Annotated in this window: 18 protein-coding genes; 9 read left to right on the top strand and 9 right to left on the bottom strand. The window is 46.5% G+C overall.

Going from position 1 to position 24481, the window contains the following annotated elements; all coding sequences use genetic code 11:
* Positions 1–162 precede the first annotated feature (162 nt).
* Entirely contained in the window at positions 163–4191 is a 4029-nt protein-coding gene (gene rpoB / locus OCV50_RS13615; RefSeq protein ID WP_239841983.1) for a DNA-directed RNA polymerase subunit beta, read from the top strand.
* Between the two features lie 74 nt (positions 4192–4265).
* Entirely contained in the window at positions 4266–8468 is a 4203-nt protein-coding gene (gene rpoC, locus OCV50_RS13610) for a DNA-directed RNA polymerase subunit beta' (RefSeq protein ID WP_239841982.1), read from the top strand.
* A 235-nt stretch (positions 8469–8703) separates the two neighbouring features.
* Here rpoC and rsd read toward each other — a convergent pair whose 3' ends face one another.
* Positions 8704–9198, bottom strand: coding sequence for a sigma D regulator (gene rsd, locus OCV50_RS13605; protein WP_239841981.1), 495 nt, complete (start codon positions 9196–9198; stop codon positions 8704–8706).
* 166 nt (positions 9199–9364) lie between these two features.
* Between rsd and nudC the strand changes: the two genes are divergently transcribed.
* From nudC to OCV50_RS13590, 3 genes are all read left to right on the top strand, one after another.
* Entirely contained in the window at positions 9365–10147 is a 783-nt protein-coding gene (gene nudC / locus OCV50_RS13600) for an NAD(+) diphosphatase (protein WP_261903282.1), read from the top strand.
* Between the two features lie 317 nt (positions 10148–10464).
* Positions 10465–11532, top strand: a complete 1068-nt coding sequence (gene hemE, locus OCV50_RS13595) for a uroporphyrinogen decarboxylase (protein ID WP_032549917.1) — start codon at positions 10465–10467, stop codon at positions 11530–11532.
* Positions 11533–11666: 134 nt separating this feature from the next.
* Positions 11667–12212, top strand: coding sequence for a DUF4136 domain-containing protein (locus OCV50_RS13590; protein ID WP_261903281.1), 546 nt, complete (start codon positions 11667–11669; stop codon positions 12210–12212).
* On the opposite strand, the gene OCV50_RS13585 is transcribed toward OCV50_RS13590, so the two are convergent.
* Positions 12213–13139, bottom strand: a complete 927-nt coding sequence (locus OCV50_RS13585) for a D-2-hydroxyacid dehydrogenase (protein WP_261903280.1) — start codon at positions 13137–13139, stop codon at positions 12213–12215. It abuts the gene before it with no gap.
* Positions 13140–13210: 71 nt separating this feature from the next.
* On the opposite strand from OCV50_RS13585, the gene OCV50_RS13580 reads away from it, so the two are divergent.
* The gene (locus OCV50_RS13580; RefSeq protein ID WP_239841977.1) at positions 13211–13798 is read left to right on the top strand and encodes a YjaG family protein; all 588 of its coding nucleotides are present in this window, start codon (positions 13211–13213) and stop codon (positions 13796–13798) included.
* A 60-nt stretch (positions 13799–13858) separates the two neighbouring features.
* On the opposite strand, the gene OCV50_RS13575 is transcribed toward OCV50_RS13580, so the two are convergent.
* Complete coding sequence (locus tag OCV50_RS13575) at positions 13859–15034, bottom strand: CNNM domain-containing protein (RefSeq protein WP_261903279.1); 1176 nt, start codon at positions 15032–15034, stop codon at positions 13859–13861.
* Between the two features lie 271 nt (positions 15035–15305).
* Here OCV50_RS13575 and hupA point away from each other — a divergent pair, with 271 nt between their 5' ends.
* Positions 15306–15578: a nucleoid-associated protein HU-alpha gene (gene hupA, locus OCV50_RS13570; protein WP_004729753.1), complete on the top strand. Its 273-nt coding sequence runs from the start codon at positions 15306–15308 to the stop codon at positions 15576–15578.
* Positions 15579–15624: 46 nt separating this feature from the next.
* The gene (locus tag OCV50_RS13565) at positions 15625–16332 is read left to right on the top strand and encodes a DUF1481 domain-containing protein (RefSeq protein WP_239841975.1); all 708 of its coding nucleotides are present in this window, start codon (positions 15625–15627) and stop codon (positions 16330–16332) included.
* A gap of 308 nt (positions 16333–16640) precedes the next feature.
* Here the strand turns inward: OCV50_RS13565 and purD are convergent, their stop codons facing one another.
* Both purD and purH read right to left on the bottom strand, forming a co-directional pair.
* Positions 16641–17927, bottom strand: a complete 1287-nt coding sequence (gene purD / locus OCV50_RS13560) for a phosphoribosylamine--glycine ligase (RefSeq protein WP_261903278.1) — start codon at positions 17925–17927, stop codon at positions 16641–16643.
* Between the two features lie 133 nt (positions 17928–18060).
* Positions 18061–19653 carry a bifunctional phosphoribosylaminoimidazolecarboxamide formyltransferase/IMP cyclohydrolase gene (gene purH / locus OCV50_RS13555; RefSeq protein WP_261903277.1) on the bottom strand — a complete coding sequence of 531 codons (1593 nt, stop codon included), beginning with the start codon at positions 19651–19653 and terminating at the stop codon, positions 18061–18063.
* A gap of 334 nt (positions 19654–19987) precedes the next feature.
* Here purH and zntR point away from each other — a divergent pair, with 334 nt between their 5' ends.
* Entirely contained in the window at positions 19988–20422 is a 435-nt protein-coding gene (zntR, locus tag OCV50_RS13550) for a Zn(2+)-responsive transcriptional regulator (RefSeq protein WP_261903276.1), read from the top strand.
* A 67-nt stretch (positions 20423–20489) separates the two neighbouring features.
* Here zntR and fis read toward each other — a convergent pair whose 3' ends face one another.
* The 4 genes from fis to OCV50_RS13530 form a co-directional block, all read right to left on the bottom strand.
* Positions 20490–20786, bottom strand: a complete 297-nt coding sequence (gene fis / locus OCV50_RS13545; protein WP_004729744.1) for a DNA-binding transcriptional regulator Fis — start codon at positions 20784–20786, stop codon at positions 20490–20492.
* Between the two features lie 23 nt (positions 20787–20809).
* A complete protein-coding gene (gene dusB / locus OCV50_RS13540) occupies positions 20810–21778 on the bottom strand; it encodes a tRNA dihydrouridine synthase DusB (protein ID WP_172974252.1) in 969 nt (322 codons plus the stop codon).
* Positions 21779–21917: 139 nt separating this feature from the next.
* On the bottom strand, positions 21918–22805 hold the full coding sequence (gene prmA, locus OCV50_RS13535) for a 50S ribosomal protein L11 methyltransferase (RefSeq protein ID WP_261903275.1): 888 nt from the start codon (positions 22803–22805) through the stop codon (positions 21918–21920).
* A 153-nt stretch (positions 22806–22958) separates the two neighbouring features.
* Positions 22959–24332, bottom strand: coding sequence for a DUF4397 domain-containing protein (locus OCV50_RS13530; RefSeq protein WP_261903274.1), 1374 nt, complete (start codon positions 24330–24332; stop codon positions 22959–22961).
* Positions 24333–24481: the final 149 nt, after the last annotated feature.

Below are 24481 nucleotides of genomic sequence, written 5' to 3'. Positions count from 1 at the left end.
GCTATGACGAATTTTCCCGCTGTTTAAACGTCATAACCTGAGCAAAAAAACGATTACCTTTCCAAGATAGTCGTTCACTACAGTAAACAGCTGTTAGTCACTACCCCCTCCGAGGAGTGTTTCGGGTAGTTTGGGTCACTTATCAGCGAGCTGAGGAACCCCATGGTTTACTCTTATACCGAGAAAAAGCGCATCCGTAAGGACTTTGGTACTCGTCCACAAGTTTTGGACATTCCATACCTGTTATCGATCCAGCTTGATTCTTTCGACAAATTCATCGAACAGGATCCTGAAGGTCAATACGGTCTTGAGGCTGCTTTTCGTTCTGTATTCCCAATTCAGAGCTACAACGGCAATTCTGAGCTGCAATACGTTAGCTACCGTCTTGGTGAGCCAGTTTTTGACGTTAAAGAATGTCAAATCCGCGGTGTAACTTACTCAAAGCCACTACGCGTTAAACTACGTCTAGTTATCTTTGATAAAGATGCGCCAGCAGGTACTGTAAAAGACATTAAAGAACAAGAAGTCTACATGGGCGAAATTCCGCTTATGACAGACAATGGTACTTTCGTAATCAATGGTACCGAGAGGGTTATCGTATCCCAGCTGCACCGAAGCCCAGGCGTGTTCTTCGACAGTGATAAGGGTAAAACCCACTCATCAGGTAAAGTTCTTTATAACGCACGTGTAATTCCTTACCGTGGCTCATGGTTAGACTTTGAGTTCGATCCTAAGGACAACTTATTCGTACGTATCGACCGTCGTCGTAAGCTACCAGCTTCGATCATCCTTCGTGCACTAGGTAAATCGACAGAAGAGATCCTAGATCTATTCTTCGAGAAAGTGAACTTCGAAGTGAAAGACCAAACTCTACTAATGGAGTTGGTTCCAGATCGTCTACGTGGTGAAACTGCGTCATTCGATATCGAAGCAGACGGTAAAGTTTACGTTGAAACTGGTCGTCGTGTTACTGCTCGTCACATCCGTCAACTTGAGAAAGATGGCGTTGAACACATCGAAGTACCAGTAGAGTACATCGTTGGTAAAGTTGCATCGAAAGATTACATCAACGAAGCAACTGGCGAGATCATTGTTGGTGCTAACCAAGAGATCAGCCTAGAGGCACTTGCTAACCTATCTCAAGCAGGTCACAAAGCTCTAGAAGTACTGTTCACGAATGACCTAGACCATGGTCCATTCATGTCAGACACTCTACGTGCAGACAGCACTGTAGATCGCATCTCTGCGCTTGTAGAAATCTACCGCATGATGCGCCCTGGCGAGCCACCAACAAAAGAAGCTGCAGAAGCTCTATTCGAAAGCCTATTCTTCTCTGAAGAACGCTACGACCTATCAACTGTAGGCCGTATGAAGTTCAACAGCTCTATCGAGCGTGAAGAAGAAGAAGAGCGCGGTACGCTAGACGAATCAGACATCATCGAAGTGATGAAGAAACTGATCGCTATCCGTAACGGTAAAGGTGAAGTTGATGATATCGACCACCTAGGTAACCGTCGTATCCGTTCAGTAGGTGAAATGGCAGAGAACCAATTCCGTGTTGGTCTAGTTCGTGTAGAACGTGCTGTTAAAGAGCGCCTAAGCCTTGGTGATCTTGATGCAATCATGCCTCAAGACCTAATCAACGCTAAGCCTATTTCTGCTGCTGTTAAAGAATTCTTTGGCTCTTCACAGCTTTCGCAGTTCATGGACCAAAACAACCCATTGTCAGAAGTAACGCACAAGCGTCGTATTTCTGCTTTAGGTCCAGGTGGTCTAACTCGTGAACGCGCAGGCTTCGAAGTACGTGACGTACACGTAACTCACTACGGTCGTCTATGTCCGATCGAAACGCCTGAAGGTCCAAACATCGGTCTAATTAACTCGCTATCTGCATTCGCGCGTTGTAACGACTACGGTTTCCTAGAGACTCCGTACCGTCGCGTAGTAGATGGTGTTGTAACAGACGAAGTAGATTACCTATCTGCAATCCAGGAAGGTCAATTTGTAATCGCGCAGGCGAACACCGTTCTTACTGAAGAAGGTACGTTCGCTGATGAGCTAATCACTGCTCGTCAAAAAGGTGAATCTGGTCTTCACCCACGCGACCACGTTGACTACATGGACGTTGCGACAAACCAAGTAGTATCTATCGCTGCATCGCTTATCCCGTTCCTAGAACACGATGATGCGAACCGTGCATTGATGGGTGCGAACATGCAACGTCAAGCAGTTCCAACTCTAAAAGCTGATAAGCCTCTAGTTGGTACAGGTATCGAACGTAACATCGCAGTAGACTCTGGTGTAACAGCCGTAGCTAAACGTGGTGGTATGATTCAGTCTGTAGACGCTTCTCGTATCGTAGTTAAGGTTAACGAAGATGAGCTAGTACCTGGCGAAGCTGGTATCGACATCTACAACCTAACTAAGTACACGCGTTCTAACCAAAACACATGTATTAACCAACGTCCTACTGTGCTTCCAGGTGAACCTGTATCACGTGGCGACGTACTAGCTGACGGTCCTTCAACAGACCTTGGTGAGCTAGCTCTTGGTCAAAACATGCGTATCGCATTCATGCCTTGGAACGGCTACAACTTCGAAGACTCGATCTTAGTATCTGAGCGCGTAGTTCAAGAAGACCGTTTCACGACTATCCACATCCAAGAACTATCTTGTGTGGCTCGTGATACTAAGCTGGGCTCTGAAGAGATCACAGCTGATATTCCAAACGTAGGTGAGTCTGCTCTGTCTAAACTAGACGAGTCAGGTATCGTTTACATTGGTGCTGAAGTTAAGGGTGGCGACATCCTAGTTGGTAAAGTAACACCTAAAGGTGAAACTCAACTGACTCCTGAAGAGAAGCTACTACGTGCGATCTTCGGTGAGAAAGCATCTGATGTTAAAGATACTTCTCTACGTGTACCAAACTCTGTTTCAGGTACGATCATCGATGTACAAGTCTTCACTCGCGATGGCGTAGAGAAAGACAAGCGTGCACTTGAAATCGAACAGATGCAGCTGAAAGAAGCTAAGAAAGACCTAACTGAAGAGTTCCAAATTCTTGAGGGTGGCCTTCTTAACCGTGTTAAAGCTGTTCTTCTGTCTGGTGGTTACTCTGAAGCTAAGCTTGATGCAATCGGCCGCAAGAAGTGGCTAGAGCAAGCACTAGAAGACGACGCGCTACAATCACAGCTTGAGCAACTTGCTGAGCAGTGGGATGAGCTAAAAGCTGACTTCGATAAGAAGTTTGAAACTAAGCGTCGTAAGATCACTCAAGGTGATGATCTAGCGCCTGGCGTACTGAAGATTGTTAAGGTTTACCTAGCAGTTAAACGTCGCATCCAGCCTGGTGATAAGATGGCGGGTCGTCACGGTAACAAAGGTGTAATCTCTAAGATTAACCCTGTTGAAGACATGCCATACGATGAGAAAGGTCAACCTGTCGACATCGTACTAAACCCACTGGGTGTACCATCGCGTATGAACATCGGTCAGATCCTAGAAGTACACTTAGGTCTGGCTGCGAAAGGTATCGGTGACAAGATCAACCAAATGGTTAAGGAACAACAAGAACTGCACAAGTTCCGTGAGTTCCTACAGAAGGTTTACGATCTTGGTGATACTCGTCAGAAAGTCGACATTGCTGAACTGTCTGATGATCAAGTTCGTACTCTGATCAAGAACCTACGTGGCGGTCTACCGATTGCTACTCCTGTGTTCGACGGTGCTTCTGAAGCGTTAATCAAAGAACTACTTAAACTGGGTGACCTACCAGAATCTGGTCAGCTAACTCTGTTTGATGGTCGTACTGGTGATGCGTTTGAGCGTCCTGTAACTGTTGGTTACATGTACATGCTGAAACTAAACCACCTTGTTGATGACAAGATGCACGCTCGTTCAACTGGTTCTTACAGCCTAGTAACTCAGCAACCACTTGGTGGTAAAGCTCAGTTCGGTGGTCAGCGTTTCGGTGAGATGGAAGTATGGGCACTAGAAGCATACGGTGCTGCTTACACGCTTCAAGAAATGCTAACAGTTAAGTCGGATGACGTTAACGGCCGTACTAAGATGTATAAGAACATCGTAGATGGCAACCATAGCATGGAACCTGGCATGCCAGAATCGTTCAACGTATTGTTGAAAGAGATCCGCTCGCTAGGTATTAACATCGAGCTAGAAGACGAAGAGTAATCCCCACGGGATTATTGGTAGAAGGTGCTCACTTTTGCGGGTGAGCTCCTTTTAACTCCTTACAGGAGCTGATTGTGAAAGACTTATTAAACTTTCTAAAAGCGCAGCATAAGACCGAAGAATTTGATGCAATCAAAATCGGTCTATCTTCACCAGACATGATCCGTTCATGGTCTTTCGGTGAAGTTAAAAAACCTGAGACGATCAACTATCGTACGTTCAAACCTGAGCGCGATGGTCTGTTCTGTGCGCGTATCTTTGGTCCAGTTAAAGACTACGAATGTCTTTGTGGCAAATACAAGCGTCTGAAACACCGTGGTGTTATCTGTGAGAAGTGTGGCGTAGAAGTTACACAAACTAAAGTTCGTCGTGACCGTATGGGCCACATCGAGCTTGCTTCACCAGTTGCTCACATCTGGTTCCTAAAATCGCTACCGTCTCGTATCGGTCTACTAATGGATATCCCTCTACGTGATATCGAACGTGTTCTTTACTTCGAAATGTACGTAGTAACTGAACCAGGTATGACTGATCTAGAAAAATCTCAGATGCTTACTGAAGAAGAGTATCTGGATCGTCTAGAAGAGTGGGGTGATGAATTCACTGCTAAGATGGGTGCAGAAGCGATCAAAGATCTGCTTGCAACAATGGACCTTCATCAAGAAGTGGAAGAAATGCGCGAAGAGTTGGAAACAACTAACTCTGAAACTAAGCGTAAGAAGATCACTAAGCGCCTGAAGCTAGTTGAAGCGTTCATTGCATCGGGTAACGATCCGCAATGGATGATTCTGACTGTACTTCCGGTTCTTCCGCCAGATCTACGTCCTCTAGTACCTCTAGATGGCGGTCGTTTTGCGACTTCAGATCTGAACGACCTTTACCGTCGTGTGATCAACCGTAACAACCGTTTGAAGCGTCTTCTAGAGCTAGCGGCTCCAGACATCATCGTACGTAACGAAAAGCGTATGCTGCAAGAGTCTGTTGATGCCCTTCTAGATAACGGTCGTCGCGGTCGTGCGATCACTGGTTCTAACAAGCGTCCTCTGAAATCTCTTGCTGATATGATCAAGGGTAAACAAGGTCGTTTCCGTCAGAACCTTCTAGGTAAACGTGTAGACTACTCTGGCCGTTCTGTAATCACAGTAGGTCCATACCTTCGTCTACATCAGTGTGGTCTTCCTAAGAAGATGGCACTTGAGCTATTTAAGCCGTTCATCTACAGCAAGCTAGAGACTCGTGGCATGGCTACGACAATCAAAGCTGCTAAGAAGATGGTAGAGCGCGAAGAAGCTATCGTTTGGGATATCCTAGACGAAGTAATCCGCGAACACCCAGTACTGCTTAACCGTGCACCTACACTTCACCGTCTAGGTATCCAAGCGTTTGAACCAGTACTAATCGAAGGTAAAGCGATCCAGCTTCACCCACTAGTGTGTGCGGCATACAACGCCGACTTCGATGGTGACCAAATGGCGGTACACGTGCCTCTAACTCTAGAAGCACAGCTTGAAGCACGTACACTGATGATGTCGACAAACAACATTCTGTCGCCAGCGTCAGGTGATCCGATCATCGTACCTTCTCAGGACGTTGTATTGGGTCTTTACTACATGACTCGTGACAAGATCAACGTGAAAGGCGAAGGTATGTACCTTGCTGGCCCTGCAGAGGCTGAGAAGGCATACCGTACTAAGACTGCTGAGCTACACGCTCGCGTTAAAGTTCGTATCACTGAGACTGTTAAAGACGAAGATGGTAACAGCACAACTGAAACGAAGATGGTTGATACAACTGTCGGCCGTGCAATGCTATGGCAAATCGTTCCAGCGGGCCTACCGTTCAGCCTAGTTAACCAAAAGCTTGGTAAGAAACAGATTTCTAACCTGCTTAACGAGGCATATCGTAAGCTTGGCCTGAAAGACACTGTAGTCTTTGCTGACCAAATCATGTACGCAGGTTTTGCATACGCAGCACTTTCTGGTGTTTCTGTAGGTATCAACGACATGGTTGTACCTCAAGCGAAATACGATGAGATCGAATCTGCTGAAGAAGAAGTTCGCGAAATCCAAGAGCAATTCCAATCTGGTCTTGTTACTGCGGGTGAGCGTTACAACAAAGTTATCGATATCTGGGCTTCTACGAACGACCGCGTTGCGAAAGCGATGATGGATAACCTATCTTCTGAAACTGTTATTAACCGTGACGGTGAAGAAGAGCAGCAAGAATCGTTCAACAGCATCTACATGATGGCCGACTCGGGCGCTCGTGGTTCTGCAGCTCAGATTCGTCAGCTAGCAGGTATGCGTGGTCTGATGGCACGTCCAGATGGCTCAATCATCGAGACACCGATCACTGCGAACTTTAAAGAAGGTCTAAACGTACTTCAGTACTTTATCTCAACGCACGGTGCTCGTAAGGGTCTTGCGGATACTGCACTGAAAACAGCGAACTCGGGTTACCTAACTCGTCGTCTAGTAGACGTTGCTCAAGACGTTGTAGTACACGAACATGACTGTGGCACGCACGAAGGTATCGACATGATGCCTCACATCGAAGGTGGTGACGTTAAAGTTGCACTTTCTGAGCTTGCTCTAGGTCGTGTAGTAGCTGAAGACGTTCTTAAGCCTGGTTCTGAAGATGTTCTAATTCCACGTAATACTCTGATTGATGAGAAGTGGTGTCAGATCATGGAAGACAACTCTGTAGACAGCATCAAAGTGCGTTCAGTTGTAACGTGTGACGCTGACTTCGGTTGTTGTGCACAGTGTTACGGTCGTGACCTAGCACGTGGTCACCTAGTGAACCAAGGTGAAGCAGTTGGTGTTATCGCTGCACAATCTATCGGTGAACCGGGTACACAGCTAACGATGCGTACGTTCCACATCGGTGGTGCGGCATCTACTGCAGCAGCAGAGAACAGCATCCAAGCTAAGACTACAGGTACGGTTAAGCTACACAACGCTAAATTCGTTATCAACAAAGACAATAAGCTTGTAATCACTTCTCGTGCATCTGAACTAACCATCGTTGATGAGTTCGGTCGTACGAAAGAGAAGCACAAACTTCCTTACGGTTCTACGCTGACTAAAGGTCACGAAGATTCAGTTGATGCGGGTGAAGTAGTAGCTAACTGGGAAGCGCACACTATGCCAATCATCACTGAAGTGGCAGGTCGCATCCAGTTCGTAGACATGATCGATGGCGTAACAGTTTCTCGTCAGACAGATGACCTAACAGGTCTATCTTCTTCTGAGGTAACTGATGCAGCAGCGCGTCCAGCAGCAGGTAAAGATATGCGTCCAGCTATCAAACTTGTTGATGCAGCAGGCAACGACGTAATGATCCCTGGTACTGATATGCCAGCTCACTACTTCCTACCTGGTAAAGCGATTGTAAACATCGAAGATGGCGCAGAAGTTGGCATTGGTGACACTCTTGCACGTATCCCTCAGAAATCTGGCGGTAACAAAGATATCACCGGTGGTCTACCACGCGTAGCAGACCTATTCGAAGCTCGTAAGCCTAAAGAGCCTGCGATCCTTGCTGAGCACACAGGTACTGTGTCTTTCGGTAAAGAAACGAAAGGTAAGCGTCGTCTAGTTATCACTCGCGAGGGTGGCGAAACTTACGAAGAGATGATTCCTAAGCATCGTCAACTGAACGTGTTTGAAGGTGAGAAGATTGAACGTGGTGATGTAATCGCTGACGGTCCAGAAACTCCACATGACATCCTACGTCTACGTGGTATTCACGCTGTGACTCAGTACATCGCGAACGAAGTTCAAGAAGTTTACCGTCTACAAGGCGTAAAGATTAACGATAAGCACATCGAGACTATCGTTCGTCAAATGCTACGTAAGTGTACAATCACGCACGCAGGTGACTCTGAGTTCCTACCTGGCGAGCAAGTTGAATACTCACAAGTTAAGATTGCTAACCGCGCTCTAGAAGCGGAAGGTAAAGAACTAGTACGCTTCGAGCGCGAACTACTAGGTATTACTAAAGCATCTCTAGCAACTGAGTCGTTCATCTCTGCGGCATCGTTCCAGGAGACAACTCGCGTACTAACAGAAGCTGCGGTTTCTGGTAAGCGTGATGACCTACGTGGTCTGAAAGAGAACGTTATTGTTGGTCGTCTGATCCCAGCTGGTACTGGTTTCGCATACCACCAAGAGCGTCAAGCTAAGCGCGAAGAAGAGCAAGAAGGTCCTTCAGCTGAACAAGCTACTGACAACCTAGCTGCACTTCTAAATGCAGGCTTCTCTTCTGACGAGTAATCGTTAAGAGCTTAAAAGAAAAGGCACCCTCGGGTGCCTTTTTTGTTTTTGGGTGAAGGGAAAGTATCATTCCGTATCGTAAGAAGAAGCGAATAGGGAGTCACCTCTAACTTTCACTACGTAAAGAGAACTCGAATTATGAGTTTTTACTATTGAGAAATGCCGTTCTAAAAACGCAAAAGGGCTGACGAATAAACGCCAACCCTCACTGTTTCATCTTCTTATCACTTCTTGCTTAAGCGCCAGGCGGAATCGCTAAACTATCGGCAATAAGCTGGATAAGGTGATCTTCCACTTCAAAACGCACTTCGAGCAGTTCACCAACTTTCGACATGTCTGTTTCGAAATTTGGCAACTCATCGTCTGCACTTACTTTAACGTATTTATCATTGAACTCTAGCAGTGGCTCGGTGGTGAGTACGATCTTCGCGTAAGTTGTGTCGATTTCGTCGTTGGTTTTAAAACCAGTCGCTTGCCATTTTTCCATGACCATGTCGTAGATCTTAAAATGACCTTCCGAGATATAATCAACAACGTGATCGCAGAATGAGCTGATTTCTTTAGGAGAAGGGAGTTCAACAACGTTTGATTGCCCGTTAGCTGGCTGAAGGGTACCAAGCTTGCAATATTCGACGATTAGAGACTGTCGAGTTTCGAGCCAATGATCGATGACCTCATTCGAGCCACCCCATTGTTCTTGTACTTGTTTAAATTTATTTAGCATGACCATGTCCTCATGATCTGATCACAACCTTGTGATCATGATAAGTGCTTAAGTAGGGGTCCATTTGTTATACGCTACTAAAAGTAATAGCCTGAATTAATATCGGCTACAACTCTAGTATGAAATTAGATTGCCAGTAAAATGAACGAACTGCAAGCAATGAGGCATAGGGATGTTAAAAAAAAGTGACGGTAAGATGACTGACAAAGCTTACTGGTGTGTGGTCTCGGGAAGCGATATTTGGACCTTAGAAGGTCGTCTACCTCTTGGTACTGCTGTGGAATTCGAACTCAATACTGAACACGCGATATGTATTGGCCAGTATCAAAATCACAATGTTTATTGGCTAAATGATTCTGACAGCGAACTTCAATTTGAAATGCAAAGCCTGCGTGAACTGCTGCACTGGCCCGAAGCGCTATTCCTGTTAGCGAGTAAGGCGATTCAGTACGGCCACATGAGCCAAAGCATGCGTTTTTGCCCACAATGTGGCGGACGTAACCACCTCAATCACAATCAAGTTGCGATGCAATGCGGTGATTGCCGTACGTTGCATTATCCAAGAATCTTTCCATGCATCATTGTTGCTGTAAGACACGACAATAAGATTTTGCTTGCTCAGCACCCAAGGCACAAAACCGGGATGTATACGGTGATAGCGGGCTTCCTAGAGGTCGGAGAGACACTTGAACAGTGTGTTGCTCGTGAAGTGAAAGAAGAAACGGGTATTGATGTCACGAACATTCGCTACTTTGGCAGCCAACCTTGGGCTTTCCCTTCCAGTATGATGATGGGCTTTCTTGCTGATTATGCTGGTGGCGTGTTGAAACCAGACTACAGCGAACTGTCCGATGCTCAATGGTTTACGAAAGATTCTATGCCAGAAGTCGCGCCGAAAGGGACAATAGCAAGAGCACTGATAGAGCAGACGCTTGAAGACATTGGTGCGGATTAAGCTTGTCTGAAAAGGGGTGGATTGGCCTATAGGAGTATTTGGCCTATGGGTGGTCAAATACCTAAAAAAAACCCTCCACAAGTGGAGGGGGTAAGTAAGATGTCGTTATGAGATGCTGAGTTGTAGGAACTCAGTGTTATAATTGTAATTTTCGCTAGCGAACAAATTTTTAACATGTGCCTACGATTGGGTGCAAATTAAGCATTGATTTAAAAGTTAATAACTTGATCTAGGTTGCAAAGCACACAGCTTTTACCCTGCAATCAGTGTTAGAATACCCGCAAACAACTAGACAAGATTGAATTGGAATTTACGGAATGACCGAATTAAAAAATGATCGCTATCTACGCGCACTCTTAAAACAGCCTGTTGATTACACGCCAGTATGGATGATGCGCCAAGCAGGTCGTTATCTTCCAGAGTACAAAGCAACTCGTGCTGAAGCGGGTGACTTTATGTCGCTTTGTAAGAACGCTGAACTAGCATCTGAAGTAACGCTTCAACCTCTGCGTCGCTTCCCTCTTGATGCAGCAATCTTGTTCTCAGATATTTTGACGATTCCTGATGCAATGGGTCTTGAGTTACGCTTTGCCGCGGGTGAAGGTCCAGTATTTGATAAGCCAATTACTTGCAAAGCAGACGTAGAAAAAATTGGCCTGCCAGATCCAGAAGGTGAACTTCAGTACGTAATGAATGCAGTACGTCAGATCCGCAAAGACCTAAACGGTGACGTGCCACTGATCGGTTTCTCTGGTAGCCCATGGACACTAGCAACTTACATGGTTGAGGGTGGTAGCTCTAAAGCCTTCACTAAGATCAAGAAGATGATGTATGCAGAACCTCAAACTCTGCACCTACTTCTAGACAAGCTAGCAGACAGCGTAATCGAGTACCTGAACGCACAAATCAAAGCGGGCGCTCAGTCAGTAATGGTATTTGATACATGGGGCGGTGTACTGACTCCTCGTGATTACAACCTATTCTCACTGCAATACATGCACAAGATTGTTGACGGTCTTATCCGTGAAAACGACGGTCGTCGCGTACCAGTAACGCTATTCACGAAGAACGGTGGTATGTGGCTAGAGCAGATCGCAGCGACTGGCTGTGACGCAGTTGGCCTAGATTGGACAATCAACATCCAAGACGCTGTGAAGCGTGTGGGTGATAAGGTTGCTCTGCAAGGTAACATGGATCCTTCTATGCTTTACGCTTCTCCAGAGCGCATCCGTGAAGAAGTTTCTACAATCCTTGAAGGCTTCGGTGACGCAGGTACTGGCCACGTATTTAACCTTGGTCACGGTATCCACCTAGACGTGCCGCCAGAAAATGCAGGCGTGTTTGTAGAAGCGGTACATGAACTATCTAAGCCTTATCATAAGTAACACTTAGAGTTCGATTTATACGAAAGCCCCTCGCTATTGCAGTGAGGGGCTTTTTCGTTTCTGGGCGTTTCAACGAGTGTCTCGATAATTTTCGACTATGATCTACATAACGTGGAAATTCGAAGGAGTTGAGTATGTTGAGAGTGGGTTTTGCTTGGTTATTAAGTGCAATGCTGGTTTCTGGTTGCGCTTCGGACGTGGCGACCGATTACGACTCCTCGGTCGATTTTAGTGGCTTTTCTACCTATCAATATCATGAAGACCCCAATACTCCGGTGACCTTAGATGGCGCTAGAATTAAAAAAGCGGTCGACAAAGAGATGGCACTGAGAGGGATGCGCTTGTCGGAGTCGGATGGTCAATTGACGGTCTACTATGAGATTTTAGAAGCCTCTGAATTGCTGGCGGATGGACCCACCTTTAGTTTTGGTTTTGGTACGGGCAGCATCAATAGTCGATATGGCGCTGGGGTTAGTACACCAACTCGAGTCAAAGAGAAAAAATACGGCAAGCTAAGCGTAAACTTGATCGATACCCAAACCAATGATGTGGTGTGGCGCTCCGTCTCTCAAAGACAGCTGACTGAAACCATGGATTCTGAAGAACGGAATGAGTTCGTTCAAGATCAGGTTCAGCAGATGTTCGAAGAGTACCCAATTGCAGCGCCACAAGCGAAGTAGTTAGTAGCCTTTGTCGAAATCGATCTGGTATTTGAGCTGGAAGCCATCGCGCCAAGAGTGGTAATTGTTGGCAAAAATCTCGACGACCTGACGCGGCTCGCTAAGGGCTGCAATATGAGGGGTGATGGTAATTTGAGGCAGTCCCCAGAAAGGATGTTCTTGTGCTAATGGTTCGCTTTCAAACACGTCGAGGAAAGCGTGCTCTATCCAACGATTTTTGAGTGCTAACAACAGGCCTGCTTCATCGAGTGTATTACCACGGCCCACATTGAATAACAGTGCCCCTTGGCAATGACTAAGCAGCTCACCATTAAGCAGTTTGTTGGTTTGTGGTGTTGCGGGCAGGGTATTGACGATGATATCGGCCTGCTTGAAGGCAACATGTGCTTCGTTGATATGGTAAGTGCTATCAAATGAGCTTTGGCGCGGTGGTATACCAGTGCGGTTAACTCCAATCGCTTGAATACCGAAGGCTTGTGACACTTTTGCAAGGTGGCTACCAATTGAGCCCGTGCCGAGAATCACCATGGTGCGGCCGCTGAGCGATTGATAGAGCTGTGGTTGCCACTGCTTTTGAGTTTGTTGCTGGTGGTAGTGTTGAAAGTGGCGGTGGTGGCTGATGCTGTAACCCAGTACATACTCTGCAATGAGTGGTCCGAAGATGCCTCTGACGTTGGTGAGAGTGTAATCTTGACGAAGCTCAGGGCTAGTTAGCACATTGATACCGGCGTAAGTGCTTTGCAGCCAATCCAGCTTGGTGAACTCGTTCAGGCGTTGAGCTACCAGAGGTGGAGCGGCGAGTACAATGTCAGCCTCTGCAGCGTTTTCTGTGATTTCTAGGTCGGGTAAGGCGTGTTCATGGACCAGTTGTTGGTAGGTCTCGTTGTGCTCGGTGAGAATATAGAGTTTATTGGTGAAATTGTTCATCGGCTTACCTTTTTTCCCTAAGGTTTATCAAGTACACTTTCGCTGTCTTTTTCTGCAATTATTGAGTGACTATGCTACAGAATCCACTTCAGGTTCGTCTTGAAAAACTAGAACCTTGGCAACAAATTACTTTCATGGCGTGTCTGTGTGAGCGTATGTACCCTAACTATGCCATGTTTTGTGAGAATACAGAATTTGCCGAAGCACGAATCTACCGTGATGTGTTAGATAGTGTCTGGGAGATCCTAACGGTAAAAACCGCGAAGGTGAACTTTGAGCGTCAACTAGAAAAAGTTGAAGAGCTATTCCCAAGTGCAGAAGATTTTGACTTCTACGGTGTATATCCTGCGATGGACGCGTGCCAAGGTCTTGCTACACTACTGCATGGCTTATTGGATCGTGAGCACCTGTTTGAAGCGGTGATTAAGGTTAGCCAACAGTCGGTTAAGACAGTTGCGGATCTGGAGTTTGCTCAGGGTGCAGACGAAGTGACTAACCAGAACCAAAAAGAGAACGAAGCAGTATGTGAAGAGTGGGACGTTCAGTGGGCTATCTTCCGCCCTCTACGTGAAACCACGGAGCGCGATATTGAGTTGATTAAAGATCTGCGTCATGAACTGCGCGAAGAGCCTGTGAGCAACATCGGTGTTGCTATCTAAGCTTTCAATCGAACAGTAAAAGTAAAGGCTCCCGAGGGAGCCTTTATTGTATGCGCTTGATTATGCTTTTTTGTCAGTTGAAGAGCTTTCTGATTCTTGGTTAACTTCTGCTTTGGCTTCCGTTTTTTCCTCAGTCTCTAGCTCTTCTTTTTGTTCCGCTTTCTCTTCGAGCTCTTCTTCATGCTCGTCATCGCGGCTTTCGATTACGCCGTGGGTCTCTTTCCAGTTCTCCCAGCGCTGAAACGCAAGCTCTTGCATGTCTGTATTTTTGTCAGCTTCATCGACAATCTCTTGGCCAACTAGGTGCTCAAAGATGTCTTCAAGGGTAATAATACCTTGGATAGTACCGTACTCATCGACCACCATCGCTAGTTGGAGGCGCTTAGCCATCATCTGGTCGAAAGCTTTTGGTAGCACTAGGTTGTTAAGCAACACGTGAATTGGTCGCGTTACATCACCCAGTGATTTTTCACCACTGCCCGCTTGTTGTAGCTTGAATAGCTCCAAACGGTGCACGAAGCCAATAATGTTGTCACTCTGCTCGCTGTAAACCAACGGGCGTGAGAATGGCGTCTCTTTGTGCTCAGATAGAAACTCATTAATTGTCATATCAGCATCAACACGAAATACGACAGGGCGTGGCGTCATTACCTGCGTCACAGGTACGTCTTGAATGCCAAGCAGGTTGCTGAGGATTTTAGATTCACCCTCTGCAAACTCACCGCTCTCTTTCGCTAAGATCGCCATCGCAGATAATTCGTCGCGCATCTTTGGTGCTTCATGACCACGTGCTAGACGCTTGGTAATTTGTTCTGAGAACCATACAAATGGCGTGAGGAAGAACACCATCCAGCGCAGTACAGTAGACGATGCTGGTGCTAGCTGACGCCAGTAGGTTGCACCAATCGTCTTAGGTACGATTTCTGACAGTACTAGAATGCCTAACGTAAGTACGGCAGAGAAAACACCTAGCCACTGGCTACCAAACACAACTGCCGCTTGTGCACCCGCTGTCGCAGCACCGATAGTATGCGCGATGGTGTTAAGCGTTAGGATAGAAGCGAGAGGTCTATCGATGTCTGTTTTCAGTTTGTCGAGAGACTCGGCCGCAGGATGCTCATTTTGTTTTAGTTGAGCGATGTAGCTCGGACTAATACTCAGTAGCACAGCTTCCAAAACAGAACAGATGAAAGAAACTCCAATAGCAATGGAGACGTAGATAGTTAGCAGCAGCATGTTTGCCCTTAATGATAGATTGTACGCTTTGTCAGCGATTCAAGCTGGATTATAGAAAAAAATTGATGCTTTGGTCATCATTAATTTTAGTCTCAGCCCCCTTTAAACAAGGGCTGGGAAGGGAATTTCAGTAACAAATTGTGAGTTATTACTCATATTATGGCTAAAACTACGGCATTAGAGTCAAAGATCGTCGACAAACCTTTGCCAGATGGGGCATTTATGTTTTAGAGTGAATTGAATTTAAAAATACAAAGAAGGGAAACCTAAAATGAACAAGACCCAATTAATCGACTTTATTGCTGAAAAAGCGGACCTTTCTAAAGCTCAAGCGAAAGCTGCGCTAGAAGCGACTCTTGGCGGTGTAACTGATGCTCTTAAAGACGGCGATCAAGTTCAGCTAATTGGTTTTGGTACTTTCAAAGTAAACCACCGTGCAGCTCGCACTGGTCGTAACCCAAAAACTGGTGATGAGATTCAAATCGCTGCTGCAAATGTTCCAGCATTTGTTGCGGGTAAAGCACTGAAAGATTCAGTGAAATAATCTAAACTGTACCGAGGTAGTCGTATTCCACCTCGGTACAGGTTTTATGAAAAAAACATTTCTTCTCGTTTCTCTCTTCTCAGCACTTCTCGTTGGATGTTCTTCATCTAACCCGACACAAAATCTCGAACAATTTGAAACCTACACCGGCGGTCAGGTTATGGGTGATGCAACCAGCTTTTACTGGGTCACGAATAAGCTTACACAGCCACACAGCTCTGCCGATTACGTTACTGTAGGCGATTATGGCTGGTACAAAACCGATTATGCTTGGTCAGATGGCATCCTACGCGAATTCATCCGTGAAGGTGAACAACGCGACTCTAATGGCAAACTCGTGCCATACCGAGTTCATGTACGCTTTAATACATCGGGTGACGCGGTCTATCAACAACATCGCATCGATGGAAAAATCTTACCGATTCAAGCCGAACAGTTAGAGCGCTACAAAAAAGAGGCGAGTGGTGTCTTAACCGCGACTGATAAGCAAAACGGTGAAGGCTTAGAGTTGCTACAAGGTTACTGGAATGGCCGCTCATTTGAGAGTTGTGATGGTGATGAGTTCTCCGAGTTTGAGTTTAACCAAACATTACCAAGCTTTGTAATTAATCGCTTGGCAACTGTCGACAGCTATGCGGCGGTATTAGGTAATGTATCGCTTGGTAAGGGGAGTGTTTCTGTTGAAGAGCTGCTGATGCTAGCAGAAGACAGTCACAACTGTATTGTGCGTCCTACGTTGCTGAAAGAGCAGTAGAATTATGGTGTTGAGCAGTATTTGGAGTAAAAGGATCATGGTAGGCCAAATACTCTGAAGGCTGTAATACCAATCACAGTAAGTAAGTGATCAAAAATAGCGCAGGAAAAAGGCTTGAGAACAAGGCAGCTTTTTTCAACAGAGAGTTTCGATAAGTAGTTATTCTACAATCAAAAATTCTAACGCAGTTATCGAGCATTTTTACAAGCTAGGGTGAGCAATTATTTACTACGATTGGTATAAATTAGTCTCAAAAATTAAAAAAGGCGCATGATGCGCCTTTTTTGTATCTGCAATCTTAACAGTGATTACTTCTGTTCGCGCTCAATCGCACGGTAACCGATGTCATTGCGGTGGAACATACCATTCCAGCTAACTTGCTTAGTTAGCGCGTACGCACGCTCCTGAGCCTCAGAAACGCTATTGCCAAGGGCCGTTGCACATAGAACTCGACCGCCATTCGTCACAACATCGCCAGCTTCGTTATTCGCTGTACCAGCGTGGAAGATTTTTTGACCTTCAACATCGCCTGTAGGTAGTGAAATCACGTCACCTTTTGCGTAGTCAGCAGGGTATCCGCCAGCTGCAAGAACAACGCCGATTGAAGCACGTGGATCCCACTTCGACTCAGCTTGGTCGAGCTTCTCGTCGATAGCCATTAAGCAAAGCTCAACAAGGTCAGACTCCATACGCATCATGATAGGCTGTGTTTCTGGATCGCCGAAGCGGCAGTTGTATTCGATAACTTTCGGAGTGCCGTCAGCGTCGATCATTAGGCCAGCGTAAAGGAAACCAGTGTAAGGTGCGCCTTCAGCATCCATACCGCGTACCGTTGGGTAGATAACCTCTTCCAGGATACGGTTGTGGATTTCTGGCGTGACCACAGGAGCAGGAGAGTAAGCACCCATGCCGCCAGTGTTAGGGCCAGTGTCTTTGTCGCCCACACGTTTGTGGTCTTGGCTGGTGGCCATAGGCAGTACGCTAGAGCCGTCTACCATCACGATAAAGCTTGCTTCTTCGCCTTCAAGGAACTCTTCAATCACTACGCGGCTGCCAGCTTCGCCAAATGCGTTGCCTGCGAGCATATCTTTGATTGCGTCTTCTGCTTCTTCAAGGGTCATTGCAACGATAACGCCTTTACCAGCCGCAAGGCCGTCAGCTTTAACTACGATTGGCGCACCTTGCTCACGAACGTAAGCGATAGCTGGCTCAATCTCAGTGAAGTTCGCGTAAGAACCGGTTGGGATATCGTGACGAGCTAGGAAGTCTTTAGTGAATGCTTTAGAGCCTTCCAGCTGCGCTGCTGCTTGAGTTGGACCAAAGATAGGTAGACCCACTTCGCGGAACGCGTCAACCACACCAATAACCAGTGGCGCTTCTGGACCAACGATAGTCAGCTCGATTTTTTTCTCTTGAGCAAACGCCACTAAACCAGCGATGTCTTCAACACCGATGTTTACGTTTTCTAGTTTTGGCTCAAGTGCAGTACCTGCGTTACCCGGAGCAACGAAAACTGTTTCAACGTTTGGGTTTTGTGCTGCTTTCCAACCTAAAGCGTGCTCACGACCGCCAGCACCAATGATTAATACATTCATGTTTTAAACCTTCAATCAAAATTGATAGTAGTAAAGCTAGAAAATGTCTGAGCAACACTAAATGAGAGTGTTGCTCATCTCGGAGCGCAGCGTTCTCGTTTCCCGTAGCGAAGCGCTCTCGTATCTTTTCTTTCTAGTGGCGGAAGTGACGCATGCCCGTAAAGATCATCGCCATGCCGTGCTCATCTGCTGCAGCGATAACTTCGTCATCACGCATAGAGCCGCCTGGTTGGATAACACACTTGATGCCCGCTTCTGCAGCCGCGTCGATACCGTCACGGAATGGGAAGAATGCATCAGATGCCATTACACAACCTTCAACCTGTAGACCTTCGTCTGCAGCTTTGATGCCTGCGATTTTCGCAGAGTAAACACGGCTCATTTGGCCAGCGCCTACACCGATAGTCATGTCGCCTTTTGAGTAAACGATCGCGTTAGATTTCACGTACTTCGCTACTTTCCAGCAGAATAGAGCATCTTTTAGCTCTTCAGCGGTTGGTTGACGCTTAGAAACGACTTTAAGGTCATCTTCAGACACCATACCTTGGTCGCGGTCTTGAACCAGTAGGCCGCCGTTAACGCGTTTTACGTCAAAGCCAGTTGTCTTAGTTGTCCACTCACCACACTCAAGTAGGCGAAGGTTTTTCTTAGCCGCGACGATTTCTACTGCTTCAGCAGAAACAGAAGGCGCGATGATAACTTCAACGAATTGACGTTCAGTGATAGCGGTTGCTGTCGCTGCGTCTAGTTCGCGGTTAAATGCGATGATGCCGCCAAATGCAGACGTTGGGTCTGTTTTGAACGCACGGTCGTAAGCTTCTAGGATATCTTTACCTAGTGCTACACCACATGGGTTAGCGTGCTTAACGATCACACATGCTGGCTCGTCGAACTCTTTCACACACTCAAGTGCTGCGTCAGTGTCAGCGATGTTGTTGTAAGAAAGTGCTTTACCTTGGATTTGGCGAGCCGTAGAAACAGACGCTTCTTCAGGGTTCGCTTCAACGTAGAATGCTGCTGCTTGGTGGCTGTTCTCACCGTAGCGCATGTCTTGTTTTTTCTCGAACTGTTGGTTGAACGTGCGAGGGAATTTGCTCTCTTCGTCACCTTCTTTGTTCTCACCGTAAGATGGGACCATAGTGCCGAAGTAGTTAGCGATCATGCCGTCGTAAGAAGCTGTGTGCTCGAATGCTGCGATAGCCAGGTCGAAACGAGTTTCTAGTGTTAGAGACTTCTCGTTCGCGTCCATTTCAGCGATAACGCGATCGTAGTCGTGAGCGTTCACAACGATAGTTACGTCTTTGTGGTTTTTCGCTGCCGAGCGAACCATTGTTGGACCACCGATGTCGATGTTCTCAACGGCGTCAGCAAGGGTACAGCCTTCTTTAGCAACAGTTTCTGCGAATGGGTATAGGTTAACAACAACCATATCGATAGGATTGATGCCGTGAGTTTCCATCACTTCATCATCTTGACCACGACGGCCTAGAACGCCACCATGAACTTTTGGGTGTAGAGTCTTAACGCGGCCGTCCATCATTTCTGGGAAGCCAGTGTAGTCAGATACTTCTGTTACAGAGATGCCTTTTTCAGCAAGCAGGCGAGCAGTGCCACCAGTCGATAGAATATCGACACCACGGTTAGCAAGGGCTTGTGCAAATTCAACGATACCAGTTTTGTCTGATACGCTGATTAGGGCGCGGCGAATTGGACGAGCGTTATTCATGCTTCCATCTTCCTCAAATTCATGGAGTTAAAATAAAGATATTTGCCAAAAAAGAACTTGTTTCTATCTTCTACGCTCTGAGTGGAGTACAACAGAGCAAGAGATAAAATATTGGCCAGTTTTGGTAAAGACCTTTGAGATTCCGCTTCTTCTTATGTTTAATACCTAAGAAAGTAACAGTCTCCAAATTTGATGGCGCACATTCTAACTAATTTATTACAAAAAAGCTCGCGCAATCGTTTGGCATCTCAAAAATAATTATGAAAATTGCCATTTGAGCCTGAAAAGTAACGAAAAGGTTAATTGTGGCAGTAACGAAAAATCAGGAAAAACTATGTTTCAGATAGGAGAATTGGCGAAACGTTGTGGCGTGACGGCGGATACGCTGAGGTTTTATGAGAAAAACCGTCTTATTGCCCCTGCAAGTCGCAGTGAATCTGGGTATCGCCTCTATGATGAAAATAACCAAAAACAAGTGACATTCATTCTAAAATCAAAGGCGCTGGGCCTGAGCCTCGAAGAGATTAAAGAATTACTCGATATTCGGTTAGAGGCCACGCAACACAGTTGTGCGGAAGTGAAGTCGATTACCAGCGCTAAGTTGACGATGATTGATGAGAAAATTGCCGAGTTGAGCCGTATTCGAATCGCACTGAAAAAAATCAATGACGCTTGTTGTGGGCATGTGGATGATGATGCAAGCCATTGCTCGATTTTAGCTGCATTGGATTCCGAGAATACCCAGAAAGGCAGCTGTTGCGGCGATTGAGTACCGATATAAAAAAAGCCCAACTTACTGAGTAAGCTGGGCTTTAAATTTCTATACGTCAGAACGATTAGTTCATGCCGTATTTTTTAAGTTTCTTGCGAAGAGTACCGCGGTTGATACCCATCATAGTTGCTGCGCGAGTTTGGTTACCGCGAGTGTACTGCATGATGGTGTCTAGTAGTGGCTGTTCAACTTCAGCTAATACTAGTTCGTATAACTCGCTGACTTCTTGACCGTTTAATTGAGCAAGGTAGTTTTTCAATGATGCTTTCACTGAATCACGTAGTGGTTTCTGCGTGATTTGGTCTTGTGATGTTACTGTAGTCACTGTCAATGCTTCTGAAGTCAGATTTTGTTCGAACATATTCGGTCTAGCTCTTCTCGTAATTATGGTGCAACGTTATCAAAATAACCTTCTAACGCCTCAAGCTGCAGATCACCTGCTTCGAGTGCGTTGAAGGTACGGCGAAACTCACTCGCTTGTTCGTGTTCTTTTAGGTACCAACCCACATGCTTACGAGCAATGCGCGGGCCTAAAAACTCTCCATAAAACTCATGCAGAGCGTGAACATGACCAAGCATGATGTCCTTCACTTCCGAAGTTGGGAGTGGGTCCATCGTGGTGCCGTTTTCCAAATAGTGGTGGATTTCCTGGAAAATCCAAGGACGTCCTTGGGCAGGACGGCCAATCATCAAAGCGTCAGCACCGGTGTACTCCAGCACAAACTTCGCTTTCTCTGGGCTATCGATATCACCGTTAGCGATAACCGGTATAGAGACAGCTTGTTTCGCCGCTTTAATGTGTTTGTATTCGGCCTCACCTTTGTACATACAAGCGCGAGTTCTCCCGTGAAGGGCAAGCGCTTGAATGCCGCAGTTTTCGGCTATTTTAGCGATTTGGACACAGTTTCTGTTATCTGTGTCCCAGCCTGTACGAGTTTTTAACGTTACTGGAACGTCAACCGCATTTACTACAGCCTTCAAGATCTCTTCAATAAGATCTGGGTATTGCAGTAGTGCGGAGCCCGCAAGCTTCTTATTCACTTTTTTGGCTGGACAACCCATGTTGATATCGATGATTTGAGCACCGTTCTCAACGTTGAATTGCGCAGCTTCGGCCATAAGCTGTGGATCTGCACCAGCGATTTGTACTGAACGAATGCCCGATTCGCCTTCATGTACCATACGCTGCTGAGACTTTGACGTTTTCCAAACCTTTGGATTGGAGGACATCATTTCACTGACTGCCATCCCCGCTCCATAGCGAAGACACAACTCACGGAATGGTCTATCCGTTACGCCAGCCATTGGGGCGACGATTAGATTGTTCTTAAGTTGATAATTTCCGATTTTCAAAACGTCATCACAGTTCTGTACCAGCAAGGGCGCGCATTTTACGCATTTTTTTGCTGCGTGAAAAGACTAATATTTGAGCATTTACAATTTGTTTTTGTAATTTGCATAAAATTCAGTCAATTAGCGCTCAAAGTCTTATCTAGCCTTGCTTGCGACCAGAGATTCGACACCACTCTTGCTGCTCGATAATCGGATCAATGTGAAGCTCATCACGGTAATAAGTCGCAACGTCTTCTGCTTGTGTATCTAAAACACCCGACATCGCTAATACACCGTCTTCTTTTACTAGACCCTTAATGATGCCTGAAAGTTCACGTAGTGGGCCTGCAAGGATGTTCGCAACCACGACATCAGCAATAAGGCCTTCTGGCTGATCTTGAGGAAGGAACACTTCCAGTTGGTCAGCAACGCCATTGCGCTCGGCATTGTCTTTTGATGCAAGTAGTGCTTGAGGATCAATGTCGATCCCGATAACTTTTGCTGCGCCTAGTTTGATCGCTGCGATCGCTAGGATGCCAGAGCCACAACCGAAGTCGATCACTGTCTTACCAGATAGATCTAGGCCTTCCAGCCACTCTAAACACAGTGCCGTTGTTGGGTGTGTACCGGTACCAAATGCAAGACCTGGGTCAAGCATTACGTTTACTGCGTCCGGTTCCGGGATGTCACGCCAGCTCGGGCAGATCCATAGGCGCTCACCGAATTTCATTGGGTGGAAGTTGTCCATCCATTCACGCTCCCAGTCTTTGTCTTCGATCTGCTCGACTTTGTGAGCGAAATCAGCAGGGAACATGTTGCTTGCTTTGATTTGTGCTAGAACGGCGCTGGAATCAATTTCAGCGTCGTATAGAGCTAGGATATCCGTATCACCCCAAAGTCGCGTCTCACCCGGCAGAGGCTCAAATACAGGGGTATCTTGTGCATCAAGGAAAGTGACAGAAAGAGCGCCAGTCTCTTCCATCAACATGTCGCCGATCTGTTCGGCATTTTCGTTGGTCGCATTAAGCTTGATTTGAATCCAAGGCATGGGTATGTGCTCTTAACATTGGTTGAAAATGAATTGGGCGCAGAGTTTAGCAGATTTAATGAGCGATTACCCTCTATTAAAAGCATCGTTCCAGATATAAACAAACCCAGTGTTCGCGGTGAGCACTGGGTTAGTGGAAAGCTGAATTCGTCATTAGTCATCTAAACTGATTGCGGATACGCTGGTGGGTGCGACAGGGTCATCAATCGCAACAAGCGTTGTGATAGAGCCGCCAGTGAGATTGAGCATTACAGGCCCGATAGCGACAGTACTAGGCGTGTTGGCTGGTGTAATCATGATGTATACCGTGCCCGGCATCACGGGTAGCAAACCGCTGTCACCTTTATAAGGAATGTCTTCCAAAATGACGTCGTCAGAACTTGGAGTCGCGTCTGCACTGACATAAATGTCGACAACACCTGCCAAGGTCGAGGCGTGAATCGCTCGAAGTTTTGCTTCCGTTGCGATTCTTCTTACATCATCTTCCACGACGTAAAGCTCATCGTTACTCAGTCCATCTGCAAGGTTGCCGATAGCCAAAGCGGTGTAGTTTGTATTCGCTGCAAGTGAAGCGGATAGCCCAAGGGCACTGACGATACTGACAGGGCTGCTGCCGTTAACCGCTACAGCAAAGTCTGTCGATGCAGCATCAAGTGCTAGGTAATCTGTTTTACCTTTGTACATTAGATTAAACAGGGGCGATCCGCTGGTAGGTGCTGTGCCATTCACCCATACATCAACACCTGGGGCATCTGAAATTGTGTGTACTACGCGGATATCAGCGCCACTATTGATGTCTTGAACGGTCAATGAGCTGCTGCCGGTGTCTACTAACAGAGCCACTGGCGACGCACCAGCCATGGTGTTATTGGTGGCCGCGACGAACCAGTCTGCGCCAGCAGGAACCACTATCGACCCCGAGTCGTAAAATACTTGGGTTGGGTCAGATGGATCGGTGATACGCACTTGGTAAGTAGCTGCCGGAACGTTCATTGGATCGGTCACACCGAGAAACGAAACATCGTTGGCGAAGGGGGTTGCTGTTGTCAGGTCAGCATTGGGTGCGGTGATGAACACATCCACAGTGGGCGCATCAGGAGCTGAGTGCATCACTTGAACTCGGGCATCGGTCGGAACCATGTAGTCCCTGGCTATGATTTGTGGTCCAAACGTGTTGTCGCCGACTTTCCCTGTGGCAACCACGTTGTACTCCTGGCCCGCCATTAGGTCGAGACTGGTTTCGGGAACGACAGTGGTGGTAGTGCCATCAGCGAGAATGGCATCAACTTGCACTGTGTGAGTACCGGAAGGAACAGGGATTTGTCCAGAAGACTGTTGATAATCAACGTTCTGGAGAGCCGGTTGACCATCAAGAAGTACGTTGACTTTAGGTGCATCAGGAGCAGCATGGAAAACGCGAAGGTAAGAGGAGTCTGCTGCTGAGATATAGTTTGGGTCGTCGTCATCACAACCTACTAGCGTTGCGCTAAGAGCGGTCGCAATTGCAATAGTTCTAATCAGTTTCATTGTCTTGTCTCCAGGTGATTTTTACATCACACAGATCTACGACTTGTTTGAACAAAGGATCAGTAATATTGGGGAAGAGTAGAGGCCCAAATGTGAATTTGACCTATTTAATTTTGTTTTTTCAGTGAGTTGTATTTATAAAATTATTA

Origin of the sequence: Vibrio fortis, from assembly GCF_024347475.1 — a bacterium.
In the GTDB taxonomy this organism is placed as follows: domain Bacteria; phylum Pseudomonadota; class Gammaproteobacteria; order Enterobacterales; family Vibrionaceae; genus Vibrio; species Vibrio fortis.
The sequence above is the reverse complement of the archived record's forward strand: the minus strand, read 5'-3'. Positions and strand labels throughout refer to the sequence as shown.

Coding starts and splice junctions, on each gene's coding strand:
- rpoB (WP_239841983.1), top strand. CDS start 163: ATGGTTTACTCTTATACCGAGAAAAAGCGCATCCGTAAGGACTTTGGT.
- rsd (WP_239841981.1), bottom strand. CDS start 9,198: ATGGTCATGCTAAATAAATTTAAACAAGTACAAGAACAATGGGGTGGC.
- nudC (WP_261903282.1), top strand. CDS start 9,365: ATGTTAAAAAAAAGTGACGGTAAGATGACTGACAAAGCTTACTGGTGT.
- hemE (WP_032549917.1), top strand. CDS start 10,465: ATGACCGAATTAAAAAATGATCGCTATCTACGCGCACTCTTAAAACAG.
- OCV50_RS13590 (WP_261903281.1), top strand. CDS start 11,667: ATGTTGAGAGTGGGTTTTGCTTGGTTATTAAGTGCAATGCTGGTTTCT.
- OCV50_RS13585 (WP_261903280.1), bottom strand. CDS start 13,139: ATGAACAATTTCACCAATAAACTCTATATTCTCACCGAGCACAACGAG.
- OCV50_RS13580 (WP_239841977.1), top strand. CDS start 13,211: ATGCTACAGAATCCACTTCAGGTTCGTCTTGAAAAACTAGAACCTTGG.
- OCV50_RS13575 (WP_261903279.1), bottom strand. CDS start 15,034: ATGCTGCTGCTAACTATCTACGTCTCCATTGCTATTGGAGTTTCTTTC.
- hupA (WP_004729753.1), top strand. CDS start 15,306: ATGAACAAGACCCAATTAATCGACTTTATTGCTGAAAAAGCGGACCTT.
- OCV50_RS13565 (WP_239841975.1), top strand. CDS start 15,625: ATGAAAAAAACATTTCTTCTCGTTTCTCTCTTCTCAGCACTTCTCGTT.
- purD (WP_261903278.1), bottom strand. CDS start 17,927: ATGAATGTATTAATCATTGGTGCTGGCGGTCGTGAGCACGCTTTAGGT.
- purH (WP_261903277.1), bottom strand. CDS start 19,653: ATGAATAACGCTCGTCCAATTCGCCGCGCCCTAATCAGCGTATCAGAC.
- zntR (WP_261903276.1), top strand. CDS start 19,988: ATGTTTCAGATAGGAGAATTGGCGAAACGTTGTGGCGTGACGGCGGAT.
- fis (WP_004729744.1), bottom strand. CDS start 20,786: ATGTTCGAACAAAATCTGACTTCAGAAGCATTGACAGTGACTACAGTA.
- prmA (WP_261903275.1), bottom strand. CDS start 22,805: ATGCCTTGGATTCAAATCAAGCTTAATGCGACCAACGAAAATGCCGAA.
- OCV50_RS13530 (WP_261903274.1), bottom strand. CDS start 24,332: ATGAAACTGATTAGAACTATTGCAATTGCGACCGCTCTTAGCGCAACG.